At 71.5% G+C, this 24452-nt stretch carries 20 protein-coding genes and 1 pseudogene; 9 read left to right on the top strand and 12 right to left on the bottom strand.

All coding sequences use genetic code 11. The features are described from left to right. Positions 1 to 61 precede the first annotated feature (61 nt). From pstA to ACIPFH_RS29530, 10 genes and pseudogenes are all read right to left on the bottom strand, one after another. Entirely contained in the window at positions 62 to 1126 is a 1065-nt protein-coding gene (pstA, locus tag ACIPFH_RS29575) for a phosphate ABC transporter permease PstA (RefSeq protein ID WP_401831087.1), read from the bottom strand. After that, positions 1123 to 2151 (bottom strand): phosphate ABC transporter permease subunit PstC, encoded by a 1029-nt coding sequence (gene pstC / locus ACIPFH_RS29570; protein WP_401831086.1) that lies wholly within the window; start codon positions 2149 to 2151, stop codon positions 1123 to 1125. The genes pstA and pstC overlap by 4 nt, the downstream gene beginning before the upstream one ends. Positions 2152 to 2292: 141 nt before the next feature. Further along, on the bottom strand, positions 2293 to 3420 hold the full coding sequence (gene pstS, locus ACIPFH_RS29565; RefSeq protein WP_401831083.1) for a phosphate ABC transporter substrate-binding protein PstS: 1128 nt from the start codon (positions 3418 to 3420) through the stop codon (positions 2293 to 2295). Positions 3421 to 3676: 256 nt separating this feature from the next. Further along, on the bottom strand, positions 3677 to 4144 hold the full coding sequence (locus ACIPFH_RS29560; protein WP_401831081.1) for an NUDIX hydrolase: 468 nt from the start codon (positions 4142 to 4144) through the stop codon (positions 3677 to 3679). 23 nt (positions 4145 to 4167) lie between these two features. Beyond that, complete coding sequence (locus ACIPFH_RS29555) at positions 4168 to 5292, bottom strand: CHAD domain-containing protein (protein WP_401831079.1); 1125 nt, start codon at positions 5290 to 5292, stop codon at positions 4168 to 4170. Beyond that, the gene (locus ACIPFH_RS29550) at positions 5273 to 7630 is read right to left on the bottom strand and encodes an RNA degradosome polyphosphate kinase (RefSeq protein ID WP_401831077.1); all 2358 of its coding nucleotides are present in this window, start codon (positions 7628 to 7630) and stop codon (positions 5273 to 5275) included. Before ACIPFH_RS29550 ends, ACIPFH_RS29555 begins: the two co-directional genes overlap by 20 nt. 288 nt (positions 7631 to 7918) lie before the next feature. Continuing rightward, positions 7919 to 9007 carry a hypothetical protein gene (locus ACIPFH_RS29545; protein ID WP_401831074.1) on the bottom strand — a complete coding sequence of 363 codons (1089 nt, stop codon included), beginning with the start codon at positions 9005 to 9007 and terminating at the stop codon, positions 7919 to 7921. After that, positions 9004 to 10035 carry an ABC transporter permease gene (locus ACIPFH_RS29540; RefSeq protein ID WP_401831072.1) on the bottom strand — a complete coding sequence of 344 codons (1032 nt, stop codon included), beginning with the start codon at positions 10033 to 10035 and terminating at the stop codon, positions 9004 to 9006. The genes ACIPFH_RS29545 and ACIPFH_RS29540 overlap by 4 nt, the downstream gene beginning before the upstream one ends. Continuing rightward, entirely contained in the window at positions 10032 to 10973 is a 942-nt protein-coding gene (locus tag ACIPFH_RS29535) for an ABC transporter ATP-binding protein (protein WP_401831069.1), read from the bottom strand. Before ACIPFH_RS29535 ends, ACIPFH_RS29540 begins: the two co-directional genes overlap by 4 nt. 170 nt (positions 10974 to 11143) lie before the next feature. Beyond that, positions 11144 to 11512 (bottom strand): annotated as a pseudogene (locus ACIPFH_RS29530) (GntR family transcriptional regulator); the annotation flags it as partial. Between the two features lie 120 nt (positions 11513 to 11632). Here ACIPFH_RS29530 and ACIPFH_RS29525 point away from each other — a divergent pair. The 5 genes from ACIPFH_RS29525 to ACIPFH_RS29505 all read left to right on the top strand — a co-directional run bounded on the left by ACIPFH_RS29525 (position 11633) and on the right by ACIPFH_RS29505 (position 16416). Further along, positions 11633 to 12184, top strand: coding sequence for an RNA polymerase sigma factor (locus ACIPFH_RS29525; RefSeq protein WP_356258427.1), 552 nt, complete (start codon positions 11633 to 11635; stop codon positions 12182 to 12184). A gap of 67 nt (positions 12185 to 12251) precedes the next feature. Continuing rightward, positions 12252 to 13094 carry a zf-HC2 domain-containing protein gene (locus ACIPFH_RS29520; protein ID WP_356258430.1) on the top strand — a complete coding sequence of 281 codons (843 nt, stop codon included), beginning with the start codon at positions 12252 to 12254 and terminating at the stop codon, positions 13092 to 13094. A 168-nt stretch (positions 13095 to 13262) separates the two neighbouring features. Beyond that, positions 13263 to 14144: an ABC transporter ATP-binding protein gene (locus tag ACIPFH_RS29515; protein ID WP_401831065.1), complete on the top strand. Its 882-nt coding sequence runs from the start codon at positions 13263 to 13265 to the stop codon at positions 14142 to 14144. After that, positions 14141 to 15697 (top strand): ABC transporter permease, encoded by a 1557-nt coding sequence (locus tag ACIPFH_RS29510; RefSeq protein WP_401831063.1) that lies wholly within the window; start codon positions 14141 to 14143, stop codon positions 15695 to 15697. The genes ACIPFH_RS29515 and ACIPFH_RS29510 overlap by 4 nt, the downstream gene beginning before the upstream one ends. Continuing rightward, positions 15694 to 16416, top strand: a complete 723-nt coding sequence (locus tag ACIPFH_RS29505; RefSeq protein ID WP_401831061.1) for an ABC transporter — start codon at positions 15694 to 15696, stop codon at positions 16414 to 16416. The genes ACIPFH_RS29510 and ACIPFH_RS29505 overlap by 4 nt, the downstream gene beginning before the upstream one ends. A 21-nt stretch (positions 16417 to 16437) precedes the next feature. Here the strand turns inward: ACIPFH_RS29505 and mshD are convergent, their stop codons facing one another. Next, positions 16438 to 17364: a mycothiol synthase gene (gene mshD / locus ACIPFH_RS29500; protein WP_401831059.1), complete on the bottom strand. Its 927-nt coding sequence runs from the start codon at positions 17362 to 17364 to the stop codon at positions 16438 to 16440. Positions 17365 to 17611: 247 nt separating this feature from the next. On the opposite strand from mshD, the gene ACIPFH_RS29495 reads away from it, so the two are divergent. The 4 genes from ACIPFH_RS29495 (at position 17612) to ACIPFH_RS29480 (ending at position 21995) form a co-directional block, all read left to right on the top strand. After that, positions 17612 to 19414, top strand: coding sequence for a bifunctional metallophosphatase/5'-nucleotidase (locus ACIPFH_RS29495; protein WP_401831057.1), 1803 nt, complete (start codon positions 17612 to 17614; stop codon positions 19412 to 19414). A gap of 280 nt (positions 19415 to 19694) precedes the next feature. Then, positions 19695 to 19829, top strand: coding sequence for a hypothetical protein (locus tag ACIPFH_RS29490; protein WP_401831055.1), 135 nt, complete (start codon positions 19695 to 19697; stop codon positions 19827 to 19829). A gap of 91 nt (positions 19830 to 19920) precedes the next feature. Continuing rightward, complete coding sequence (locus ACIPFH_RS29485) at positions 19921 to 20055, top strand: hypothetical protein (protein ID WP_401831053.1); 135 nt, start codon at positions 19921 to 19923, stop codon at positions 20053 to 20055. 101 nt (positions 20056 to 20156) lie between these two features. Beyond that, the gene (locus ACIPFH_RS29480) at positions 20157 to 21995 is read left to right on the top strand and encodes an ABC transporter ATP-binding protein (protein ID WP_401831051.1); all 1839 of its coding nucleotides are present in this window, start codon (positions 20157 to 20159) and stop codon (positions 21993 to 21995) included. A gap of 213 nt (positions 21996 to 22208) precedes the next feature. Here the strand turns inward: ACIPFH_RS29480 and ACIPFH_RS29475 are convergent, their stop codons facing one another. After that, complete coding sequence (locus tag ACIPFH_RS29475; RefSeq protein WP_401831049.1) at positions 22209 to 24452, bottom strand: pectinesterase family protein; 2244 nt, start codon at positions 24450 to 24452, stop codon at positions 22209 to 22211.

Genomic DNA, 24452 nt, shown 5'->3' with positions numbered 1-24452 from the left:
TACTTCACTTCCAGTCGGTCGCTGAGGGGGGCCCGTGCGGCTTCGGCCGCGGATCGCTGCTTCAGCGACCGGTCTTCGGGGCCTTCCAGCGGGCGATGCCACGGGCCACCAGGTTCAGGATCATCACGAAGGCGATCAGCGTGAGCGACGCCGCCCAGGCGCGGTCGTAGGCCGCCGTCGAGCCCGCGCTCTGCGAGTACTGCTGGTAGATGTACAGCGGGAGCGAGGCCTGCGCGCCCTCGAAGGGGTTCGCGTTGATGAAGGGGTTACCGAAGACGAGGAGCAGGACCGGCGCCGTCTCGCCCGCGATACGGGCGATCGCCAGCATCACGCCTGTGATGATGCCTCCGATCGAGGTCGGGACTACCACCTTCAGGATCGTGCGCCACTTCGGGACGCCGAGAGCGAGCGACGCCTCGCGCAGCTCGTTCGGGACCAGCTTCAGCATTTCCTCTGTCGAGCGTACGACCACCGGCATCATCAGGATCGCCAGGGCGAGGGAGCCCGCGAAGCCGAAGGGCTGCATGTCGAACATCAGCATCAGGCTGAGGATGAACAGGCCCGCGACGATCGACGGGATGCCGGTCATGACGTCCACGAAGAACGTGACCGACTTCGCCAGGGCGCCCCGGCCGTACTCCACCAGGTAGATCGCCGTCAGGATGCCGATGGGGGCGCCGATCGCGGTCGCCAGGCCCACCTGCTCCAGGCTGCCGAGGATCGCGTGGTAGATGCCGCCGCCCGGCTCGCTGTCCGCGACCACGCCCATGGAGTGGGTGAGGAAGTAGACGTCCAGGACCTTCACACCGCGCTGGATCGTCGTCCAGAGGAGGGAGACCAGCGGGACCACGGCCAGCAGGAACGCCACCCAGACCAGACTGGTCGCCACCCGGTCCTTCGCCTGGCGGCGGCCCTCCACCTTGGCGGCGATGCCGAAGGTGCCGAGGACGAAGAGGAGACCGGCGATCACGCCCCACTGGACCTTGCTGTCCAGGCCGCCGGCCAGACCGATGACGATCGCGAGGACGAGCGAACCGCCCGCGATGGCCCAGGGGGACCACCTCGGCAGGCTGGCGGCGCGGAGCGTGCTCGGGGACTTGTCGGCTACTGCTGCTGCGTGGCTCATGCGTTGGCCCCCGAGTACTCACTGCGGCGGGCGATGATCATGCGTGCCGCGCCGTTGACCAGCAGGGTGATGACGAACAGGACCAGACCGGAGGCGATGAGCGCGTCACGGCCGAACTCCGTCGCCTCGTTGAACTTGCTGGCGATGTTCTGGGCGAAGGTGCCGCCACCGGGGTTGAGGAGGCTGGCGTGGATGTCGAAGTCGGGGGAGAGGACCGTGGCCACCGCCATCGTCTCGCCGAGTGCGCGGCCGAGGCCCAGCATCGAGGCCGAGATGACTCCGGAGCGGCCGAAGGGGAGCACCGACATGCGGATGACCTCCCAGCGGGTGGCGCCCAGCGCCAGGGCCGCCTCCTCGTGCATCTGCGGGACCTGGCGGAAGACCTCGCGGCTGACGTTGGTGATGACCGGAAGGATCATCACGGCCAGCAGGATGCCCACCGTGAGCATCGAGCGCGGGGCGCCGTCGTCCCAGGAGAAGACGCCGGTCCAGCCGAGGTAGTCGTTCAGCCAGCCGAACAGGCCGGCCATGTGCGGTACGAGGACCAGGGCGCCCCAGAGGCCGTACACGATGGACGGGACGGCGGCGAGCAGGTCGATCACGTACGCGACGGGGCCGCTCATGCGGCGCGGGGCGTAGTGGGTGATGAAGAGGGCGATGGCGACGGCGATCGGGACCGCGATGACCATCGCGATGATCGAGGAGACCACCGTGCCGAAGGCCAGGACCGCGATACCGAACTTCGGCGGGACGAGGCTGGTGTTCCACTCGAACGCGGTCAGGAAGTTGGCGTCGTCCTTGCTGATGGCAAGCGTCGCCCGGTAGGTGAGGAAGACCGCGATCGCGGCCATGATCACCAACAGGAAGATGCCCGAGCCGCGGGAGAGACCGAGGAAGATCCGGTCACCGGGTCGGGTGGCGCCGCGGGCCGCGCGCTTCTGCTCGGCGGAGACGGGCGGCGGGGTCGCGGGGCTCGCGGGGGGTGGGGTGTCGTCCGTGTCTGTGTTCTGTGTCGATATGTCCATGGAGGTCTCCGGTCTGCGGAGCCGCCTGCGGTGTGGGGGCGGCTCGGGTGGGGCCGGATTGCGGGCGGCCCCTGGCGGCGGTGCACCGGACGGGTGCGGTCCGGACCGGGTGGACCCCGGCGCCGGACCGCACCGCTCAGATCAGCTCAGGCCCTCGATGGTGGTGCGGACCTTGGAGATGATGGCGTCGGGGATCGGCGCGTAGTCGATGCCCGAGAGGATGCCCTGACCGTCCTCGCCGGCGATGTAGCGCAGGAACGCCTTGGTGGCCGGCAGGGTGGCGGCCTTGTTGCCCTTGTCGCAGGCGATCTCGTACGTGACCAGGGTGAGCGGGTAGGCGCCCTCGGCCTTGGTGTTGTAGTCCAGCTTCAGCGACAGGTCGCTGCCGGTGCCGACGACCTGCGCGGCGGCGACGGCCTTGGTGGCGCCGTCGGAGGAGGCCTTGACCGGGGCCGAGGCGCCCGTGTCGACGGCGACGGTGCCGAGACCGTCCTTGGCGTACGACAGCTCCATGTAGCCGATCGCGCCGTTGGTCTGCTTGACGCCCTGGGCGACACCGGAGGAGCCGGCCGCGGCCTGGCCGCCCTTGGCCTGCCAGGCCTTTCCGCCGGAGTACTTCCAGTTGTCCGGGGTGGCGGCGATCAGGTACTTGGTGAAGTTGTCCGTGGTGCCGGACTCGTCCGAGCGGTGGTACGGCTGGATCTTGAGGTCGGGCAGCTGCGCGCCGGGGTTGAGCTTGGCGATCGCGGCGTCGTTCCAGTTGGTGATCTTGCCGTCGAAGATCTTGGCGATCGTCGCGGCGTCGAGTACGAGGTTGTCCACGCCCGAGACGTTGAAGGCGACGGCGATCGGGCCGGCCACCATCGGCAGGTCGATGCCCTGGCCGCCGGTGCAGACCGACTTGGAGGCGGTGACGTCCTCGGGCTTCAGCGCGGAGTCCGAGCCGGCGAAGGCGACCTGGCCCTGCGTGAACGCGGTGACACCGGCGCCCGAGCCGGAGCCCTTGTAGTTGACCTGGACGCCCGAGCAGGCCTGCGTGAAGTTCTTGACCCACGCGTCGATCGCGTTCTTCTGCGCGGAGGAGCCGTCGGCCAGGAGCTGGCCCTTGGCGTCGTCACACTTGATGGATCCGGCGGCCGCGGTGGCGGAGGAGCTGCTGCCGCCGCTGGTGCCGGTGTCGTCGGAGCCGCACGCCGTGAGGGCCAGGGCGCCGGAGACGGCGAGAGCACCGAGGGAGAGAGCCCGCCGGTTCATGCGCTGAAGCTTCACTTGGGGAAGTTCCTTCCAGGAGCCGCCGTCCTGAAATCCGGCGGCGTGCGGGGTATGCAGAAGTCTGCTCGGCACGGACGCGACCCCCCGGGTCGCGCATCGCACCGCGTAAGGCCGAAATTAGGCAGATGAGGTGAAGGCGCCTACGGGCGGGAGTGAACGGGGGGTGAACCCCTGGGGACGGTGCGGTTAGGTCACGGAACGCTTACGTCGAGGACACGGAGCGATTCCGGCGACCACCGGGTTCGTCCGACCGTCATGCCAGGTGCAGGACGTGCAGCAGAGCGTCCACGAGGGTGCGGTCCCTCGGCTGGGTGAGCCGGTCGCGGGCGGCCGGCGGAGGGAGCCACAGGAGGCGGTCGACCTCGTCGTTCGGGGTGAACGCGCCGGACACGGCCTCGGCCGCCCAGTAGCGGACCTCCTTGGGCCGGCCGTTCGCCTCGTAGTCCACGGTCGGCAGCCGGGCGCCGGGCGCGGCCCGGTAGCCCGTCTCCTCCTCGACCTCGCGCAGGGCGCCCGTGAGCGGGTGCTCGCCACGTTTCAGCTTGCCCTTGGGGTGGGACCAGTCGTCGTACTTGGGACGGTGGACGAGACAGAGCTCCAGCCCGCCGTCCCCCGGGGAGCGGCGCCACAGCACACAGCCGGCCGCTTGGACGGGAGCGTCGTCGAGGGTGTCGTCAGGGGAGCCGGCGGGGGTGCCGTCGGGGTTGTCCGCGATGCTCATCCTGGTTCTCACCACCTGTTCGGTCAGGGTGCGGCGATGGTCTGCTTCTGCCACGAGCGCTGGAACGCGTACCGCGCCGCCTCCACCTCGTGCCGCTGGTCCGCGTGCAGCACGCCGAGCGCGTACGCCGTCGCGGGCGCGATACGGGGGGTGCGGGCCGCCTGGGCCGCGGCCGAGGACGCCTCCGAGGCGTCGCGGTGCCGGTCGAGGGCCTCGCCCGCCGTGAGCAGGCGGACGTCCAGGGGGGTCCCCCGGCCGTGCACGACCTCGCAGGAGTACCGGTGCAGCCGCAGCAGCAGGCGGACCTGGTGCCAGGGCGCGTCCTGCGGGTGCGGGGCGGGGTCCGGGGAGAGGCCGTGGACCAGGGCCTCCGCGTTGTACGGGCTGCCCGCGGTGACCAGCGGCAGCGCGGTGACCGCGTCGGCGAGACGTTCCGCGGCCGCCGTGGCGAGGGGCCGCAGGTCGGTGGCGGAGGCGGCGGAGGCGAGAGGGACCTCGCTGGCGAGGACGGCGACCTTGTCCGCGACGGCGTGGAAGCGGGAGGAGCCCAGCGCCTGGAGGGCGGTGGAGTGGGCCCGGGTGCGGGCGAGGGTGAGCTGCCGGTCCAGGAGGGCGCCGGCCTTCGCCGCGCCCACGGTGAGGTTGCCGCGGTCCGGGACCACCGGGTGGGCGACGGCCCGGTCGCCCGCGTTCGAGCCCGCCGGGCCGGCCAGCTGGGTGGGCACCGGCGCCGGTGTCGCGCCCGACAGCCGGTTCAGCGCCAGCAGCAGCCGTTCCAGGCGGGCCCCGTACGCGTGCTCCAGGGCCAACGTGCCGGACAACCAAGCCAGTTCGGGACGGATGCTCTCCGACCACTCGGGCTCGAGGAGCGGACGGAAGGTGTGCAGGCTGCCGCTGATGCGACGGGCCGAGCGGCGCAGGGCACGGGCGGCGTCGACACGCGCCTGCGCACTGCTCGCCGCGGCGCCTGCCGCGCCGGCCGCCGAGGCGCCCGCCGGGCCGTTCGACGTGGCGCCCCCCGTCTCCCGGTGCAGGCGCAGCGCGCGGAGGAACTCCGTGGCCTGGCCCCGGAGGTAGCCCGCGAGGGCGTTTCCGGTGGTCACGGGCCCGGCCGCGGGGTCCGTCAGGTCATGGTGTCGCTGTGCCACGCCGGCGCCTCCGGGCGTCTATGTGCATCTCCTGGACGTTGCGCAGGGGCGCGCCGTCCGCGTCGGTCGAGTGCCGGATCCACTCACCGTCCGGGCCGAGGTGCCAGGAGGCGGTCGAGTCGGACATGCCCGTCTCCAGGACCCGGTTCAAAGACGCCCGGTGGCCCGGGTCGGTGACCCTGACCAGGGCCTCGATACGGCGGTCGAGGTTGCGGTGCATCATGTCGGCGCTGCCGATCCACACCTCGGGTTCCCCGCCGTTGCCGAACCCGAAGACCCGGGAGTGCTCCAGGAAACGGCCGAGGATGGAGCGGACCCTGATGTTGTCCGACAGGCCCGGCACGCCCGGGCGCACCGCGCAGATGCCGCGCACCCACACGTCGACCGGCACGCCCGCCTGGGACGCGCGGTAGAGAGAGTCGATGAGGGCCTCGTCGACGATCGAGTTGACCTTGATGCGGACGTGCGCGGGCCGTCCGGCGCGGTGGTGCTGGATCTCCTTGTCGATGCGGGCGATCAGGCCGTCCCGCAGGGATTTGGGGGCGACGAGGAGACGGCGGTAGGTCTCGCGGCGGGAGTAGCCGGAGAGCCGGTTGAACAGGTCGGAGAGGTCCGCGCCGACCTGCGGGTCGGCGGTGAGCAGCCCGAGGTCCTCGTAGAGCCGGGCCGTCTTCGGGTGGTAGTTGCCGGTGCCGACGTGGCAGTAGCGCCTTAGCGTGTCGCCCTCCTGACGGACCACCAGCGACAGCTTGCAGTGCGTCTTCAGGCCGACGAGGCCGTAGACGACGTGGCAGCCGGCCTCCTCCAGCTTGCGCGCCCACTTGATGTTGGCGTGCTCGTCGAAGCGGGCCTTGATCTCGACCAGGACGAGGACCTGCTTGCCGGACTCGGCGGCCTCGATGAGCGCGTCGACTATCGGGGAGTCGCCCGAGGTCCGGTACAGGGTCTGCTTGATGGCGAGGACGTCCGGGTCGAGCGCCGCCTGTTCCAGGAAGGCCTGTACGGACGTCGAGAAGGAGTCGTACGGGTGGTGCAGCAGGACGTCCCGGCTGCGCAGCGCCGCGAAGATGTCCGGCGGGGACGCCGACTCGACCTCGGCGAGGTCGCGGTGGGTGCCGGCGATGAACTTCTTGTACTTCAGCTCGGGCCGGTCGAGGCCGTGGATGCGGAAGAGACCGGTGAGGTCGAGCGGACCCGGCAGCGGGTAGACCTCGGCCTCGCTGATCTTCAGCTCGCGCACCAGCAGGTCCAGCACCTCGCGGTCGATGGACTCCTCGACCTCCAGGCGCACCGGCGGCCCGAAGCGGCGCCGCATGAGCTCCTTCTCCAGGGCCTGGAGGAGGTTCTCGGCGTCGTCCTCCTCGACCTCGAGGTCCTCGTTGCGGGTGAGCCGGAAGGCGTGGTGCTCCAGTACCTCCATGCCCGGGAACAGCTCCTCCAGGTGCGCGCCGATGACGTCCTCGATGGGGACGTAGCGGCCGGGGGAGCTCTCCAGGAAGCGGGTCAGCAGCGGCGGCACCTTGACGCGCGCGAAGTGCTTGTGGCCGCTGACCGGGTTGCGCACGACGACCGCGAGGTTCAGCGAGAGGCCCGAGATGTACGGGAAGGGGTGCGCGGGGTCGACGGCGAGGGGGGTGAGCACCGGGAAGATCTGGTGCCGGAAGAGCGTGAAGAGCCGCGCCTGCTCCTTCTCCGTCAGCTCGCCCCAGCGCACCAGGTGGATGCCCTCCTCCGCGAGGGCCGGGGCGATGTCCTCGTGGTAGGTAGCGGCGTGCCGGGCCATGAGCTCGCGCGAGCGCGCCCAGATCATCTCCAGCACCTCGCGCGGCTGGAGACCGGAGGCCGAGCGGGTGGCGACCCCGGTGGCGATACGGCGCTTCAGACCGGCCACCCGGACCATGAAGAACTCGTCCAGGTTGCTGGCGAAGATGGCGAGGAAGTTGGCTCGCTCGAGGAGGGGCGTGTTCGGATCCTCGGCGAGTTCCAGAACGCGCTCGTTGAACGCGAGCCAGCTGCGTTCCCGGTCGAGGAAGCGGCCCTGCGGCAGCTGCGGTCCGTCGTACGGCGCCTCCTCGTAGGTGTCGAGGTCGGCGTCGATGTCGGGCTCGAGATCGGAGACCACTGCGGCGACGGTGTGCGGGCGGTGCGCGGCGATGGAGCCCACGGAGGGCTGCGCGTGCTGGACCTCGGCCTGGGCGTCTGACTGGCTCATGGCCCCATTCTTCCGCGCCAGGAGCGTGACCGGCGCGTCGGAACGTGCGGGCGGGATCGCTGTGGAGTCTCCTCGGGGCCGATTTCCCCCGGGAGGCTGCGAAGGCTCGGGCACGGCGGGCTTCATTCGGCGAGCGTCGCAAGGTCGTCTGAACCGATGGTTACGGAGACATGGCGTGCGGGATATCGGGGGGCGGCCCGCCGGGGTCGATGTCCTGGAGCGGGAGCGCGAGGGGTGTCGTGCGGGTCCCTGCCCGGAGGGTGGTCCGAGGTGTGCGGTCCCTCCGCCGTGGAGGGCCCGGCACCCGGACCGGGCGAGGTGTTCCGCTCCGCCGTGGAGGGCCCGGCACCCGGACCGGGCGAGGTGTGCGGTCCCTCCGCCGTGGGGGCCCGCGGACCCGGACCGTGCGCGGGATCAGGCGGCGACGGCGGTCGCCGTGCGGCGTCGCAGGATCAGGAACGCGGCGGTGGTCGCGAGGGCGGCGACGGCCAGGACGATCCCCGTCTCCACCAGGTGGATCGGCCAGTAATGCGCCTCGGGGTGGTAGGTCGTGTAGTAGCCGGTGACGCCCAGGTCGTCGAGGCAGCGCCGCGTCCGCGCGGCCGTGCCGTCGCACTGCCAGTGGTCGAAGTCCGGGGTGCGGTGCCCGTGGATCAGCGCACCGTTCTCCAGCCCCCACGCGTCGTGGGGAGGGTTGGCCCCGCTGGTCACCGAGGTGCGGGTGAGGGCGGGCCAGAAGGAGTCGCGGTACTGGGCGACCACGAAGGCGAGCAGCCCGGTCGTGGCGACGGAGACGGCCAGCGCGGGCAGTGCGCGGCGCAGCAGGAGCGCGGTGAGCGCGCCGACGGCGAGCGCGCAGAGACCGTACGCGAGGGTGGCCGGGCCGCGCGAGAGGTACGCGTCGGCGCTCGTCCACCCGTTGTCCATCAGGTTCGGGTGGGCGCCCCACGCCCAGCGGTACACCAGGACCAGCGCGGTGGCGCCGGCGGTCAGGGCTAGCGCGGGGACGGCGAGCTTGGCGGTGAGCCAGCGGGTGGGGGTGATGCCCTGGGTCCAGGCGAGGCGGGCGGTGCCGTTCTCCAGCTCGCGGCCGATCAGCGCGCCGCCCGCGAAGGCGGCCACGGCGAGGAAGAGGTAGGAGATCAGCAGGCCGGCCCAGCCGAGCGATTCGCTGTAGCCGACCCAGCCGACCGTCATGCCGCACATGTCCTGGTCCGTATCGGCGCAGGCCTCCCACTCCGCGAGCTCCTTGTCGACGGCGACTTCGCCGAGCCACACCACCCAGCCGATCAGGGCCACCACGGCGGCGGCCCAGACGAGGAGGGCGGTGCGGTGCACGCGCAGCACGGTGCGGGCCGTGCCCCAGGCGGGGGGACGGCCGTCCGCACGGCCGTCCGCGCGGTCGGCCGTGCGCCCATCAGTACAGCCGTCCGCACGGCCGTCCGCGCCGTCGCGGTGGACGGGTTCGCCGGGCGGGGTGCCCGGCTCGGCGGCCGCGCTCATACGGCGGCCTTCCCGCCCGCGCGCGGGACGGTGGCGGTCGAGCGCCTGAGCTGGACGAACGCGGCCACGGTGAGGGCGGCGACCACGGCCAGCACGAGGGCGGTCGTGGTCAGCTGGAGGGGCCAGTAGTGGGACTCGGGGTGGTAGGTGGTGTAGAAGCCGGTGGCGTCGAGATCGGCGTAGACCGCCTTGCAGATGGAGGAGGCGGAGGTCGCCCCGCAGCCGGGGTCGGCTATGTGCGCGCCGGTGGAGGTGACCAGGCCCGAGTCGACGCCGAGGCCCGAGCCCTGGTAGCCGTCGGCGAGGCTGGTGACGTGGGTGACGGTCGGCCACAGGTGCGGCATGAGCTGGTCGGCCAGGAACCGCGTGGCGGCGACGAAGCCCAGGGCCGCCATCAGCGCGGGCAGCGTGCGGCGCAGCAGCAGGGCCCCGAGGGCGCCGCTGGCCAGGCCGGTCAGGGCGAAGGCGACGGTGGTGGGGCCGTTGGTGTGCAGGGTGAGGTTGTCGTACCAGCTCTTGGCGGTGTCGATACGCCCGTCGCCCGCCGACCACATCAGGCGGTGCAGCGCGACCAGCAGGCCGGTGCCCGCGGCGACCAGGACCGTGGGCACGATCAGCTTGGTGGCCAGCCAGCGGGCCGGGGACAGGCCCTGCGTCCAGGCGAGCTGCGCGGTGCCGTGCTCCAGCTCGCGGCCGAACAGGGCGGCGCCCGCCCAGGCCGCGACGGCGAAGGGGAGCGCGGTCAGCGCGCCGGTCGTGTACATGTACACGCTCTTGTAGCGGACGATCGAATCCTGGTCGTAGTGGCAGTTGCGGTAGTCGGTGCAGTCCACCCGGTACTGGCGCCAGGCCGCCGCCGACGCGTCGGTCAGCGGACCCCACAGCCACACCAGGCCGGCGGCGAGGACGGCGACGACGCCGATCCAGACGTACAGGGCGGGCCGGTGCAGGCGGAGCAGCCAGCCCGCTCCGGGGGCGGCGGGCCTGGCGGTCTTCGGGGCGTCCGGCGACAGGGCGAGTGCGGTCATACGGCGGCCTCCTCGGGCTCGGCCGGGACGAGTGGGGCGGCCTGCGGGTTGCGCAGATAGGCGAGGACGAGTTCCTCCAGGGAGGGCGCCGAGGTGCGCCAGTCGTCGGCGAGCGGGCCCGCGGGACGCACCAGGGCGGTGAGCTGGCGGCCGGTGACCCGGGACTCGACGACCGTGTGCGGGGCCAGTTCCGGGGAGATGCCCGGCGAGCCGTCCGCGCGGGTGGGCCGGAGGGAGTCCGCCGTGGCGTTCATGGTGGTGCTCACGCGCGTGTGGGCGGCGAGCAGGTCGTCGATCTCGCCGGCGAGCCGCACCCGGCCACCGCCGACCAGCAGCAGGTGGTCGCAGGAGTCCTCGAGCTCGGCGACCACGTGCGACGACATCACGATCGTCGTGCCGTACTGCGCCGCCCGCGCCATCAGGGTGCCCATCAGTTCGTGCCGGGCCAGCGGATCCAGGTCGGCGATCGGCTCGTCGAGGAGGAGCAGTTCGGGCCGCTTGGCGAGAGCCAGGGCGAGCGCGACCCTGGTGCGCTGGCCGCCGGAGAGGGAGCGGATCTTCTTCCTGGGGTCGAGATCGCCCGCGGAAACGATCTGCTCGGCGGTCTCGGCGTCCCAGCGCCCCGGGTTGAGATCGGCGCCCACGAGCAGGGTCTCGGCGACGGACAACTGCGGGTACAGCGGCTTGTCCTGGGCGACGTAGCCGACACGCGCGCGTGCCGACGCGGGATCCGTGCCGAGGACGGTGACCCTGCCCTCGGTGGGGGCGAGCAGTCCCGCGGCGAGGGCGAGGAGCGTGGACTTGCCCGCGCCGTTGGGGCCGACCACGGCACAGACGCGCCCGGCGGGCAGGCGGAACGTGCAGTCGCGCAGCGCCCAGCCCCCTTGCCGGCCGAAGCGCTTGCCGAGCGCGGTTGCCGCCATGGCGGTGTCGGTCATGAGGGGTCTCCAGAATTCATGTCGTGCCGGTCGTGTCCGCCGTGCTGATCGTGCTGGTGGTGCTGATCGGGCCGGTCGTGCCCGCCGGGTCGGCCGTTCCGGTCCTGCCGGTCGTGCTCGCCGTTCCCGTCCTGCCGGTGGTGTCGGCCGTCGGGGTCCGGTACGGCGGAGAAGTGTTCGTCGAGTACGGCGGTGAAAAGCGCGGCCACGTCGTCGCGGTCCAGCGCGGCCTCCCTGGCCCGGACCGCCCAGGCGTCCAGTTCCGCGCGCAGGGGTGAGTCGGCCGGGGCGGTGCTCAGCCCGCGCCGCACGAAGGTGCCGAGGCCCCGCCGGGCCTCCACCAGCCCGTCGCGCTCCAGCTCGCGGTACGCCTTCAGCACGGTGTTCGGGTTGATGGCGGTCGCCTCGACCACCTCACGGGCGGTGGGCAGCTTGTCGCCGGCCTGAAGGACGCCCAGGCGCAGAGCCTGCTTCGTCTGCTGGACGATCTGGACGTAGGTGGCCACGCCGCTGTGCCGGTCGATGCGGTATTCGACCACTGGACAACCACCCTTTCACTAATTGAGTAGTGAAAGGGTGGTGCAAGGTGGTGCGCAAGTCAAGGAAAAATCGTGCGGCCAACCGTGAACCGATCGGCGGGGCCGGTCCGATGAGGGGATGTGAGCGAAACGAGAAGCGACGGGGAGCTGCTGCGGGCCATCGCGGCGGACCGGGACCGTCACGCCTTCGAGGAGCTGTACCGGCGGTACGCGCCCTGGCTGACCGCGCGCCTGCGCGGCCGCTGCGCGGACGCCGGGATAGTCGACGACGTCGTGCAGGAGACGTTTCTCGCGGTGTGGCGCGGCACCGCCCGCCACCGCGAGGAGGGCTACTCCGCCGACGCCGCAGGCTGGCTGTGGCGCATCGGCGCCCGCCGCCTGGTCGACGCCATGCGCGGCGACGGAGCGCGCGGCCGGCTGCGCCAGGCACTGTCCCGGCTGCGTCACCGCGACGAGGCCTCGGCGGAGGAACGCGTGCTCGCGGGGGTGGAGCACGGGGACCTCGCCGGGGCCCTCACCCGCCTCTCGCCGGAGCTCCGGGCGGTCCTCCAGGCGACCGTGATCGACGGACTCACCACCCGGGAGGCGGCCGTTCTGCTCGGCATCCCGCCCGGCACCGTCAAGACGCGGGCCCTGCGTGCCCGCAAGCAACTGCGGGAGGCGCTGGCATGAGGCGTTACGTGTGCGGAGTGGGCCCACGCGGACGCGTGGGCGACGGACAGTCGAGGGAGGTCGTGGCATGACGTGGCATGTGGCTGAAGAAGACCTGCGGGCGTACGCGCACGGCGAGTTGGCGCCGCCGCTGCTGTGGTCCGCCGACACCCACCTCACCGGGTGCGCACAGTGCCGGGCCCGGCTCGCGGAGACCACCGACCCGGTCGCGCTGGACGCCCGCTGGGAACGGCTGGACGCCGAGCTGGACGCGCCGCGGCCCGGCCTGATCGAGCGGCTGCTGGTGCGGCTCGGCGTGGCCGACCACACCGCGCGGCTGCTGACGGCGACACCGGTGCTGCGCCGCTCCTGGCTGCTGTCGGTGCTGTTCCTGCTGGTCATGACGGTGCTGGCGGTGCGGGTGGCGGACCAGCCCGCGCTGTTCCTCGCGCTCGCCCCGCTGCTTCCGCTCGCCGGGGTCGCCCTGTCGTACGGCCCGTCGCTCGACCCGACGTACGAGATGGCCGTCGTCGCCCCGCTGCACGGCTTCCGGCTGCTGATGATCCGTACGGTCGCGGTGCTCACCGCGGGCCTGGCGTTCAACGGCCTGGCGACGCTGGCGCTGCCGGGGTACGGGCTGGCCGCCCTGGCCTGGCTGCTGCCCGCGCTCGCCCTCACCGCGACGGGGCTCGCGCTGACCGCCCGGCTGGGCCCGGTCGTCGCACCCGCCCTGGTCGGCGGCGCCTGGGTGGCGCTGCTGGTGGTGGCGAAGAGCCAGGTGCACGCCCACGACACGCTCGCCCCGTTCACGGCGGCGGGCCAGTCGGCCGCGGCGGCCGTGGCGGCTCTCGCGGCTCTCCTGCTCTACCAGGCCCGCGACCGCTTCGACGCGCGTCCGCTGGGTGGCTTTCCGGACGGCGGTGCCGTGTGAGGCGGCCGTCCGCCCTCGTGGCCCTCTCCGCGGCCCGGCCCGGTGACCGGCGTTGCGACGCGCGTCCGCCGGGTGGCTTCCCGGACGGCGGTGCCGTGTGAGGCGGCCGCCCGCCCCCGTGGCCCTCTCCCCGGCCCCGCCCGCCAACTGGACTTTCAGGAGCTCCCTATGACCACCGCTTCCACTCCCGGGCCCGCCACCCTGACGGCCACCGACCTCTCCCTGCGCTTCGGCGGAACCCGCGCCCTCGACGGGGTCTCGCTGCGGCTGACGCCCGGTGTAACCGGGCTGCTCGGCCCCAATGGCGCCGGAAAGACCACCCTCTTGCGGGTGCTGGCCACGGCCGTGCCGCCCGACGGCGGCGCGTTCACGGCCCTCGGGCACGACCCCGGCACGGCGGCCGGCCGCCTCGCCCTGCGTCGCACGCTCGGCTATCTGCCCCAAACCCCCGGATTCCACCCGGAGTTCACGGCGTTCGAGTTCGTCGACTATGTGGCGATCCTGAAGGAGCTGACCAACCGCGGCGCCCGGCTGAGCGAGGTGCGGCGCGTGCTGGAGGCCGTCGACCTCTCGGAGGTGCGCGGCAAGCGCATCAAGCGGTTGTCCGGCGGCATGCGGCAGCGTGTCGCCCTGGCCGCCGCACTCGTCGGCGACCCCGGCTTCCTGGTGCTGGACGAGCCGACCGTCGGCCTCGACCCCGAACAGCGCATGCGATTCCGCGAGTTGATCGCCCAGGCGGGCGAGGGCCGCACGGTCCTGCTGTCCACCCACCAGACGGAGGACGTCGCGATGCTGTGCCACCGCGTGGTGGTGCTGGCCCAGGGCCGCGTCCGCTTCGAGGGCACCCCGGCCGACCTGACCGCCCGCGCGGCGGGCCGGGTCTGGAGCAGCACGGAACGCGATCCGAACGCTCTGGCCGGCTGGCGCACCGGCACCGGCAGCTTCCGCAACATCGGCGACCCGCCGACCGGCGCCGACCTCCTCGAACCCACCCTGGAGGACGGCTACCTGCTCGCCCTCGACGGTGAGAGCGCCGAGGTGGCGGCATGAGCACCACCACCCCGACGGTCACGGAACCCGCCCGCACGCTCACCGAGCCGCCGCGCGAGGGCCGCCGCACCGGAGCCGTCCTCGCACTCGCCCGCTTCGAGGCCCGCGAGCTGCTCCAGCAGATCCCGGTGCTGTTCTTCTTCGCCCTCTACGTCGTCCTCATCGCCCTGCGGCTGATGAGCAACGACGGCATGGACGACTTCCCCGTCCTCAACACGGTGGACCGCCGTACCCAGGTGGCGCCTCTGCTGTTCGCCCTCGCCATGTTTATCTGCGTCAACGCGGCCGCGCTGCGTTCGCGGAAGCACGGCACGGTGGAGCAGTTCGAGGTGCTGGCCATGGAACCCTGGCGGCGCACCCTCGCGCATGTGCTGTCCGTGCTCCCGTACGCGGGGCTCACCGCGCTCGCCGTGGCGGCCGAGTTCACCCGGGAGGCGCTGAAACCCGGCGCGATCGGCCACGGTTCCTTCGGGGAACTGGCCGTCGGACCGCTGAGCGTCCTGCTGGCCGGCATCACCGGCGTGCTGCTGGCCCGTCTGCTGCCCTCCACCTTCGTTCCCATACTGTTCGTCATCGCCCTGTACGTGCTCGGCGTCCTGTTCTCCGGACTCATCGGATCCGACCACGAGTGGGTTCACCGGCTCGACCCGATCCAGTCCTTCGCGTCCAGCGGCGGCGATCCCGTCCCCTCCGACCTGCTCGGCCGCCCGGCCGGCTGGCACGCCCTGTACGTGACGGGCCTGTGCGCCCTGCTGGCCTGCTCGGCCCTGCTGGTCGCCGGCGGCCGGACCCGAGCCGTCAGGGTGGCGACCGCTCTCGCCCTGGCGGCCACCGCGGCCGGCGTGATCGGCCAGATCCCGCGCGGCACGGCGGCCCTGGAAGCGGCGCGCAGGACGGCGGCCGACTCCCCGGAGAAGGTCCAGTCCTGCTCGACGTACGACGGCTCGACCTACTGCTCGTTCCCCGAGTGGAGCGGTGTGCGGTCCGACTGGGCCGAGGTCGTCGACCGCGTCCGGTCGGGGGCCGGCGGTACGGCGGCGGAGGCTCGGCTGACGATCCGCCAGCGGGTCTACATCAGCGGCGAGGAGGTGGAGGTCGACGGCTCCCTCGACCCCTCCACCACTCCCGGCGAGGTGACGGTCGGTACGCGCTGGGGCGGCAACCGGGTCCCCGAGTTCGCGGTCGGCGTGGCCTCGGTCCTGGTAGGGGGCTCGGAGGACGTGACGACCGAGCCGATGTGCGACGCCCGCGCGGTGACCATCATGTGGCTGGTGCTGGGCAACGACCCCACCCCGACGGCCACGTTCCGGAACGTGCGGCTCGACGACAGCACCAGCGGCTCGGGAGTGGTCCTGGCCCCGACGAACGGACTGGGTCTGTCGGGCCCGCAGACGACGGTGATCCGGGAACTGCTGGAGCGTCCGCGTGCCGAGATGACGGCCCGGGTCAAGGCCCACTGGACGGAACTGACATCCGCGAAGACGACGACCGCCCAGGCCGCCGAGCTGCTGGGAGTCGCGGTGCCGAAGGAGGCGGAAGAGTGCGGAGAGTGACCGAGTCACAGGCGAGGGGGGTCCCGGCGGACCTGCTCCGCGCCCTGGTACCGCCCGTGTGGCGCAGTCTCCCCTGGCGGGCGCTGACCACGGCCGGCGGGCTGGGCCTGCTGCTCGCCGCGACCACCCGGCTGCCGGACCAGGCCCCGGACGCCGAACTGGGGCTGCTGGTCCTGCGCCTCACCGCCCTCACCGGCGCACTGGGTCTGGCCTTCCTGCTGGACGATCCGGCCCGCAACACGACGGCGACGACACCGGTGGGCCGCCCGCGGCGGACCGTGCTGCGGCTGGCCATCGCCGCCCCCCTGGCGGCCTTCTGGTGGGTGGCGGTCCTGCTTCTGACACCCGATCCGACCCGTCCCGCACTCGGTCCGGCCACTCTGGAGGCGGCGGGGATGGCCTGTGCGGCCCTCGCCCTCGCCACGATCGCCGTCCGCTTCACACGGACGGCGGAAGTGGGCAGGAGCACGGCGATCCTGCTGGGCTCCGCGGCCGCGGTCGCGGTACTGGTGCCGAACCGGTGGGGCCTGCTGGGCACGTCCCAGGACCCCTACTGGGTGGCGACGCAGGTGAGATGGGCGGTGGTGCTGGGGGCGACGGTGGCGCTGAGCGTGCTGTGGACACCGGAGCCGCTGCGGGGACCCTGGAACCACGGGGCGGGGCGGTCCAGCCCGCCCGGGGGCATATCTGACGGGAGTGTTCCCTCCGGCGGAGCCTGAAAAGCGGCCCGGCTGCCGGGCTCACGTCTCCGTTCGGTACATCAGGTCCGTCTCATGGGTGATGAACCCCAGCCTCTCGTACACGGACACCGCCGCCTTGTTGTCGGCGTCGACGTACAGCATCGCCGTGGGCAGACCCTGCGCCGCGAGATGCCGCAGGCCGATCGTCGTGAGCGCCTTGCCGAGGCCACCCCCCTGCGCGCCGGGGGCGACACCGAGGACGTACACCTCACCGAGCTGCTCCTCGGCGTGGACCTTCGTCCAGTGGAAGCCGACGAGCCGCTCGCCGCGGAAGGCGAGGAAGAAGCCGGCGGGGTCGAACCACGGCTGGGACCTGCGGTCGTCGAGGTCGCGCTGGGTGAGGGAGCCCTGCTCGGGATGGTGGGCGAACGAGGCGGCGTTGACGGCCAGCCAGGCGGCGTCGTCCTGCCCGGGGACGAAGGCACGGACGGTGACGCCCTCGGGCAGCACCGGCTCGGGCAGCTCGAGGTCGGTCAGCGGCCGCCGCATCTGCCGCAGTTCGCGGAACAGGGCGAGCCCCAGGACCTGGGCGAGGTGCCGGGCGGCGGAGTGGCCGCCATGGGCCCACACCCGCAGCCGCTTGCCGGAGGCGGCGAGCAGGGCCGAGCCGAGCGCGCGGCCGTGCCCGTTGCCGCGGTGCGCGGGGTGGACCACCAACTCGGCGGCGGGCGCCTCGACCGGATCGGTGTCCTCCAGCTGGGCGTAGCCGACGAGGGCGTCGCCGAGGGAGAGGACCAGATGGGAGACGCCTTCGCGGGCACCTCCGCGCAGTTGCAGCCGGCCCTGTTCGGACACCGCCTGCTGGCCGTCCGACCGGGCGGCCTCCGCGAGCAGTTCGAGGACGGCCTCGGTCTGTTCGGGGGAGAGCTCGGAGTGGGTCTCGATCGATCGGGAGCCGGGGATCCGTGCGGTGTCGTCGCTGGTCATGCGTACGAGAGTAAAGGGCGGGCAGCGCAAAGTGGCGGTAAGGGGAAAGGCGGAAGGATGAGCTCCGGAAAGGCAAAGCGGGGGGTAAGCGGAGGGCAAAGGGAAACCAGGATGTAACCAAGAACCCCCTGTCGCGCTACGCGCGTTGACCCTAGGCTGCGCCGGACGGGGCCACTCCTCATACGTCTCCCGGGGCCGGGCCGGTCCGGGGACGCAGACACCACAGGCAGACACCTCAGGGGGGCGCATGCCAGCCACTTCCCAGCCGCATCCGAGCGGCAGACGCCGTACGTACCGTCTTCTCGCGGCCGCCGCGGGTCTCGCCACCGCAGGCGCCATGGCCGCCGCGCTTCCGGCGGACGCCCACGACAGCAAGCACTCCAAGCCGCTGCCGAGCCGCTACCAGGATGTGCAGCTGCTCTCCTTCAACGACCTGCACGGCAACCTCGAGCCCCCGTCCGGCTCCTCCGGCCGGGTCACGGAACTCCAGGCGGACGGCACCACGAAGACGATCGACGCGGGCGGTGTGGAGTACCTCGCCACGCACCTGCGCCAGGCGCGTGGGAGCAACAAGTACTCCATCACCGCGGCCGGCGGCGACATGGTCGGCGCCTCCCCGCTGATCTCGGGCCTGTTCCACGACGAGCCCACCATCGAGGCGCTGAACAAGCTCGACCTGGATGTCACGTCCGTCGGCAACCACGAGTTCGACGAGGGTGCCAAGGAACTGGCGCGGCTTCAGAAGGGCGGCTGCCACCCGACGGCCGGCTGCTACACGGACAAGAAGTTCAAGGGGGCCGACTTCCCGTACCTGGCGGCCAACGTCCTGAACGAGAAGACCGGCAAGCCCATCCTGAAGCCGTACTTCGTCTGGAAGAAGAAGGACGTCAAGATCGGCTTCATCGGCGTGACGCTGGAGGACACTCCCGGTGTCGTGTCCGCCGAGGGCGTCAAGGGCCTCAAGTTCGAGGACGAGGTCGAGACGATCAACAAGTACGCCAAGGAGCTGCAGAAGCAGGGCGTGAAGTCGATCGTGGCGCTGATCCACGAGGGCGGTCTGCCGGCCTCGGGGGCGTACAACTACAACTGCGACTCCCCGGGGGCGGGCGCCGGAATCTCCGGCCCGATCGTCGACATCGCGAAGAACATCACGCCCGCGGTGGACGCGCTGGTGACGGGTCACACGCACGCCGCGTACGCGTGCACGATCCCGGACCCGGCGGGCAACCCGCGCACGGTCACCTCGGCCGCGTCCTTCGGCCGTCTGTACACGGACACCACGCTGACGTACGACCGCTTCACCGGTGACATCGCGCGTACGGCGGTCAAGTCGGCGAACCACGTGGTCACCCGGACCGTCGCCAAGGCGCCCGACATGACCGAGCTGATCAGCAGGTGGAACACCCTGGCGGCCCCGGTCGGCAACCGGGCGATCGGCTACATCTCCGCGGACGTCCCCAACACGGGCACCGAGTCCCCGATGGGCGACCTGATCGCGGACGCCCAGCTCTGGTACGGCAAGAAGCTCGACGCGCAGACGGACCTCGCGCTGATGAACCCGGGCGGTGTCCGGGCCGGTCTCACCTACGCGGCCAAGGGCGGTGAGGGCGACGGCGTGGTGACCTACGCCGAGGGCTTCACCGTCCAGCCGTTCTCCAACACCGTGAACCTCCAGGACTTCACCGGCGCCCAGCTGGTCCAGGTTCTCAAGGAGCAGGTGAGCGGGACCAACGCGAGCGCGCCGAAGATCCTTCAGCCGTCCGCCAACCTGACGTACACGCTGGACCTGACGAAGAGCGGCGCCGACCGCGTCGTCACGGACTCCATCAAGCTGAACGGCACGGCGATCGACCCGGCCGCCACCTACCGCGTCTCGACGAACAGCTTCCTCGCGGGCGGCGGCGACGGCTTCACCACGCTGGGCCAGGGCACCAACGACCTCGTCGGCGCCGACGACCTGACCGCCCTGGAGCAGTACCTGCTCGCCAACTCCTCGGCCGCGGGCCCGATCGCCCCGCCGACGGCGAACCGGATCACGATCGTGCAGTAGCCCTCGCAGTAACCCGCGCCACGATTCACGAGGCGGCCCCGTCACCGACGGGGCCGCCTCTTCGTATTGGAACCTGTATTAAAACCTGTGTGAGTCCGCTGTTGGTTCCCGAACTCACCTGAAAACTCGCCTCAGGCGCAATTCATCGAGGTCTAAGCAGAATCGGCTTTTTCCGGCTCCGGCGTCCCGTACTGTTTTCCATGTCGAGAGCGAACGACGCGAAAGCGAAGAGAGCGAACGGCATCACGACCGAGAGCATCGATGACGCAAGGAGAACGCCATGAGCTTCCACAAGATCACCCCCGTCAAGAAGGCCCGCAAGACCGGTGCGGCACCGGCTCCGAAGCCCGTCGCCAAGAAGAAGCCCGCGAAGAAGGTGGCCCCGAAGCGGCGCCCGGTCTCCCATAAGGGCTGAGGTCGCAGTCGGAACTGTTGCAAACCAGCGACAAATAAGTCGCACGTAAAAACAACATAATCGGTACCTGATAAACGGAGAGGTATTTCCCATGAGCTTCCACAAGATCGCCCCGGTGAAGAAGTCCCGCAGGACCGCCGCCGCCCCGGCGCCGAAGCCCGTCGCCAAGAAGAAGCCCGCCAAGAAGGTCACCGCGAAGCGCCGTCCGGTCGCGCACAAGGGCTGACGGGACGCCACGAGGCGGGGTCGCCGGTGAGAGCCGGTGACCCCGCCTCGGCCGTGGCCGGGGATTCGTTGCACGCGGGGGGAGTCGAGGGAGTTGCTGACATGAGGGAAGCCCGCGAGGCCTTCCGCCGCTTCTGGCCGCTGACCCGCGGCGACCGCAGATGGATGCTGGTCATCGTGGCGTGCGTGGTGGTGTCCGCGCTCGCCGAGACGGCTTCCATCCTGCTGTTCGCCGAACTCACCGACAACGCCCTCCAGGCCGGCTCGCTCTCCGCCTTCTGGGGCCCGGCCGGAGCCTGGCTGGGGGTTGCCGCGCTGGGCGCGCTCGTCGGCTATCTGGGGAACTCGCTCGCGACCTGGACGGCGGAACGTTTCGTCCTGCGGCTGCGCGCGAACGTCTTCGGCCATGTCCAGGATCTCCCGCCCCACTTCTTCCAGCGGCACCGCCGGGGCGACCTGGTGGAACGGCTGACGGGAGACGTGGAGGCCATCGAACAACTCGTCGTGTCGGGCGTGGTCGGCACGATCTCCGCTGCCTTCGCGGCGGTCTTCTACGCGGCGGCGGCCCTGTGGCTCCGCTGGGACCTGGCCCTCGCCACCTTCGTCCTCGCCCCCCTCTTCCTCCTCGCCGCCCGCCGCTTCTCCGGCCGTATCAGGCAGGCCTCGCAGGACGAACGCGTCGCCGACGGCGCGATCACCTCGGTGGTGGAGGAGTCACTGGGCAACGTCGTGCTGACCCAGGCGTACAACCGCCGCCGCGACGAGGAACGACGCCTCGACAAGGAGGCCCGCGCGTGGATGCGGGCCAGCGTTCGCGGAGCGCGCCTGAGCGAGATGTACGAGCAGTTCGTCGAAGTGGTCGAGACCTTCTGCGTCCTGTCGGTGATCGGCCTGGGCGTCTGGGAGATCTCGGCCGGCCGGATGACCCTCGGCGCCCTGCTCGCGTTCGCCGCGTTCATCGGCTACCTCTATCCGCCGGTCCGCAGCCTCGGCCAACTCGGCCTGACGGTCACCGCGGCCACGGCGGGCGCGGAACGCATCGCGGAACTGCTGGACGCGCAGCCGTCGGTGAAGGACCCGGAAGTCCCCGTCCCCTCCTGGCCGGTCCGCGGCCGGGTCAGCCTGCACGGCGTCTCGTTCCGCTACCCCGACGCGGCCCGCGAGTCGCTGACGGACGTGACCTTCACCGCCGACCCCGGTGAACTCATCCTGGTCACGGGCGCGAGCGGCGCCGGCAAGTCCACGCTCTCCAAGCTCCTCACCCGTTTCTACGACCCGGACACGGGTGTCATCCGCCTGGACGGAGTCCCGCTCACGGACGTCCCGCTGGAGTTCGTCCGCGCGAACACGGCCCTGCTCCCCCAGCAGACCCTGGTCCTCAACGGCACGATCCGGGAGAACATGGAGTGCGGCCGCCCGGGCGCCACGGACCCGGAGATCGAACGAGCGGCCAGGTCGGCCGCCGCCCACGAGTTCATCGCCGCCCTGCCCGACGGGTACGACACCCACATCGCCCCCGGCACCGCCGCGCTCTCCGGCGGCCAGCTCCAGCGCATAGCCATCGCCCGCGCGATGCTCCGCGCGGCCCCGGTCCTCGTCCTCGACGAACCGACCGCCGGACTGGACTCGGTGGCCGCCCGTCAGATCGTCCAGCCTCTGCGCCGCCTCATGTCCGGCCGCACCACCATCATGATCACCCACGATCTGAGCCTCGCCCCCGACGCCGACCGCATCCTGGTCGTGGACGAGGGACGGCTGCTGGACGCGGGAACGCACGACGAGCTGATGACCCGCTGCGAGGCCTACACCAGGCTGGTCGAACCCTGGTCGGGAACGGCCCGGACGAAGACGGCGCGGGTGGACGTGTCGGGGACGAACACGGCGCGGGCGGACGTGGGGCGGGAGCGGCTCGCGGACGACACGCTGGTGCTGCGCCTGTGAGGCACCACCACAGCACGTTCCCGTCCCCGTAGCCTCCCCGTCCCGTCCCCGTCGCCTCCCCGTCCCGTGGCCGTCCCGGGTCCCGGGTCCCGTCCCCGTTCCTGGTCCGGTCCCCGCTTCGGCCCCCCCCCGCTTTCGTTCCTTCAGCGTTCGTATCGCCATTCCCACCGGCGGGGCGAGGCGAGGGGCTGTGGCGGAGCCGGCAGGGGGATGTCAGGAAGCCGTGGGCGTCCAGTCGCCCAGCCAGTCCGCGATCTCCTGTCCGGCTGCCTGGGAGTCGGTCAGCTGGGGGCGGTCGGAGCTCGCGGCGCCCGCGCCCGCGCCGGTGTTCTTGTACTCGGCGAACCTGTCGTCCTTCCAGGAGAAGCCGCTCATGTCGGACCAGGGAGTGGTCTTGATCGCCGCGCTGAGGGAGGTGTTGCGGACGGTGGCCTGCGGGTCGAGGCTCGCGTCGCCGCCCGCGTGCCAGTTGCGGCCGAGGAAGAAGCTCCGGTCGGACACGTCACCGTTGACCGTGGAGTTGGCGATCAGGATGCCCTTGCGGTTCGCGGCGGTGCTGGGGGCCGTGACATAGCCGGCCGAGGTGCCGTTCCAGCGCTTCTTCAGGGTGATGACGGACTTGTCGATCACCGCGGTGGCGCGGCCGAAGATGAAGTCGGTGTTGCCCACGACGTAGGAGTTGGTGATGTAGACGCGGCCCAGCTTGTCCTTCGACGCGGTGTCCACCAGAAGGGTGTCCTGGTCACCGCTGATGATGACGCCGTCGAGGAACACCTTGTCGGCGGAGGTGCGCAGGGCGACCGCCTGGTTGGCGATGTCCTGGTGCGCGGCCTCGTCGAAGTCGTTGGAGATGGTCAGGTTGCGGGCCTGGAAGTCGTCCGCGTCGACGGCGACGGTGGCGCTGCCGCCGGTGCCGTACGTGCCCGAGCCGTCGGGCTTCGGCGTACCGGACGCGTTGTTGTAGACGATCGTGGTGTCTTTGCGGCTGCCGCCGGTGCCCTGGATGGTGACGTGCGGCTTGTTGGACGGGACCTTGACCAGTTCGCGGTACGTGCCCGGCTTGACGGCGATGACGACGCGCGAGGCGTTGTTCGCCGGTACGGCGTTCACGGCGGCCTGCACGGTCGTGTACTGCCCGCTGCCGTCCTTGGCGACGGTGAGCGTGGTGGCGGCCGCCGCCTTCGTCGTGGCTGTCGTCGTGGCCGCCGTCGTACCGATGGAACTGCGGGGGCCCGCGCCCGACTTGAGGAGCGCCGGGACGTCGGCCGCCTTGTCGAGGGTGTACGCGTAGTACGTCTTCGGGTCCCAGGCCGCGCCCGTGCCGCCGCTCTCGTTCTTGCCGGTGGTGCCGGAGAACACGTTGCCGCGCTGCACGAGGGTGGCGGTCGCGTCCCGGACGACGGGGTTGGTCAGGCCCTGGAAGTAGGAGTTCTCCAGCACCATGTTCGTCCTGCCACGGGAGTAGTTGCCGTACGAGGACTTGATGTCCGTCCCCGCCACGTCCTCCAGGAAGTTGTTGTACAGGTGCGCGTGGGCCACGTTGTCCGTGGACGGGTTGCGCTGTTCGGTCTCGCGGACCCAGTTGTGGTGGATCGTGATGTCGGCGGTGACGTTGTCGGTCCAGCCGATGCCGAACGCCTTGTTCTCCTGGCTCAGCTTGTTCCAGGAGACGGTCAGGTAGGTCGTGTCCTTGCGGCTGTCGATGAGCCCGTCGGCCATGTGCCGGATGTCGTTGTGATCGATCCAGACGTGGTGGGCGCCGTCCATCTGGATGCCGTCGAAGTCGTGTTCCTTGTCGTTCCAGACGCCCTGGTAGGCGTCCCGGATCGTCAGGTTCCGGATGATGACGTTGTGGACGCCCTGACCGAGGAAGAAGCCGCCGCCGACGATCTGCCCGGACGTCCCCGACCCGACGATCGTCTTGTCGGACTGGACCTTGATCTCTTTTCCGACCGGGTCCATGGTGATCGTCGCGGCCACGACGATGACGTACGGCTCGGCCGCGGTCGCGTACTTCTCGAGGTCGGCGAGGGTCTTCACGGTGACGGTCTTGCCGTCCCGGCCGCCGTAAGTGCCGTTCTGCCCCAGGGCGTTGACGGAGGCGAAGCCGTCTGCGGAGGCGGTGGCCCAGGCGGGCGCGGCGGCGGGTGCGGCCGCGGCCTTCGCCTGCCCTGCCGCGCCGAAGAGGCCGAGATCCGTGCCGTAGGCGAGGGTGCCGGCGGCGGTGAGGACGAGAGGTACGCCGATCGCGAGGGCGCTTCCGCGCCTGCGGTGACGGGGCTTGGCGGTCCTACCGACCGACGCGGTCGTCCCGGGCGGTCGGGAGGTGTCGGCCGACGCGGTCGTCCCGGCCTGTCCAGGGACGTCGGCCGACGCGGTCATGTCGGCCGTCGAGGTCGTGGTGGCCGACGCGGTCGATTCGGACGACCGGGTCGACCTGCGGCGGTGCTCGCTCAT

Source organism: Streptomyces sp. NPDC088157, from assembly GCF_044741545.1.
GTDB lineage: Bacteria > Actinomycetota > Actinomycetes > Streptomycetales > Streptomycetaceae > Streptomyces.
The sequence above is the reverse complement of the archived record's forward strand: the minus strand, read 5'-3'. Positions and strand labels throughout refer to the sequence as shown.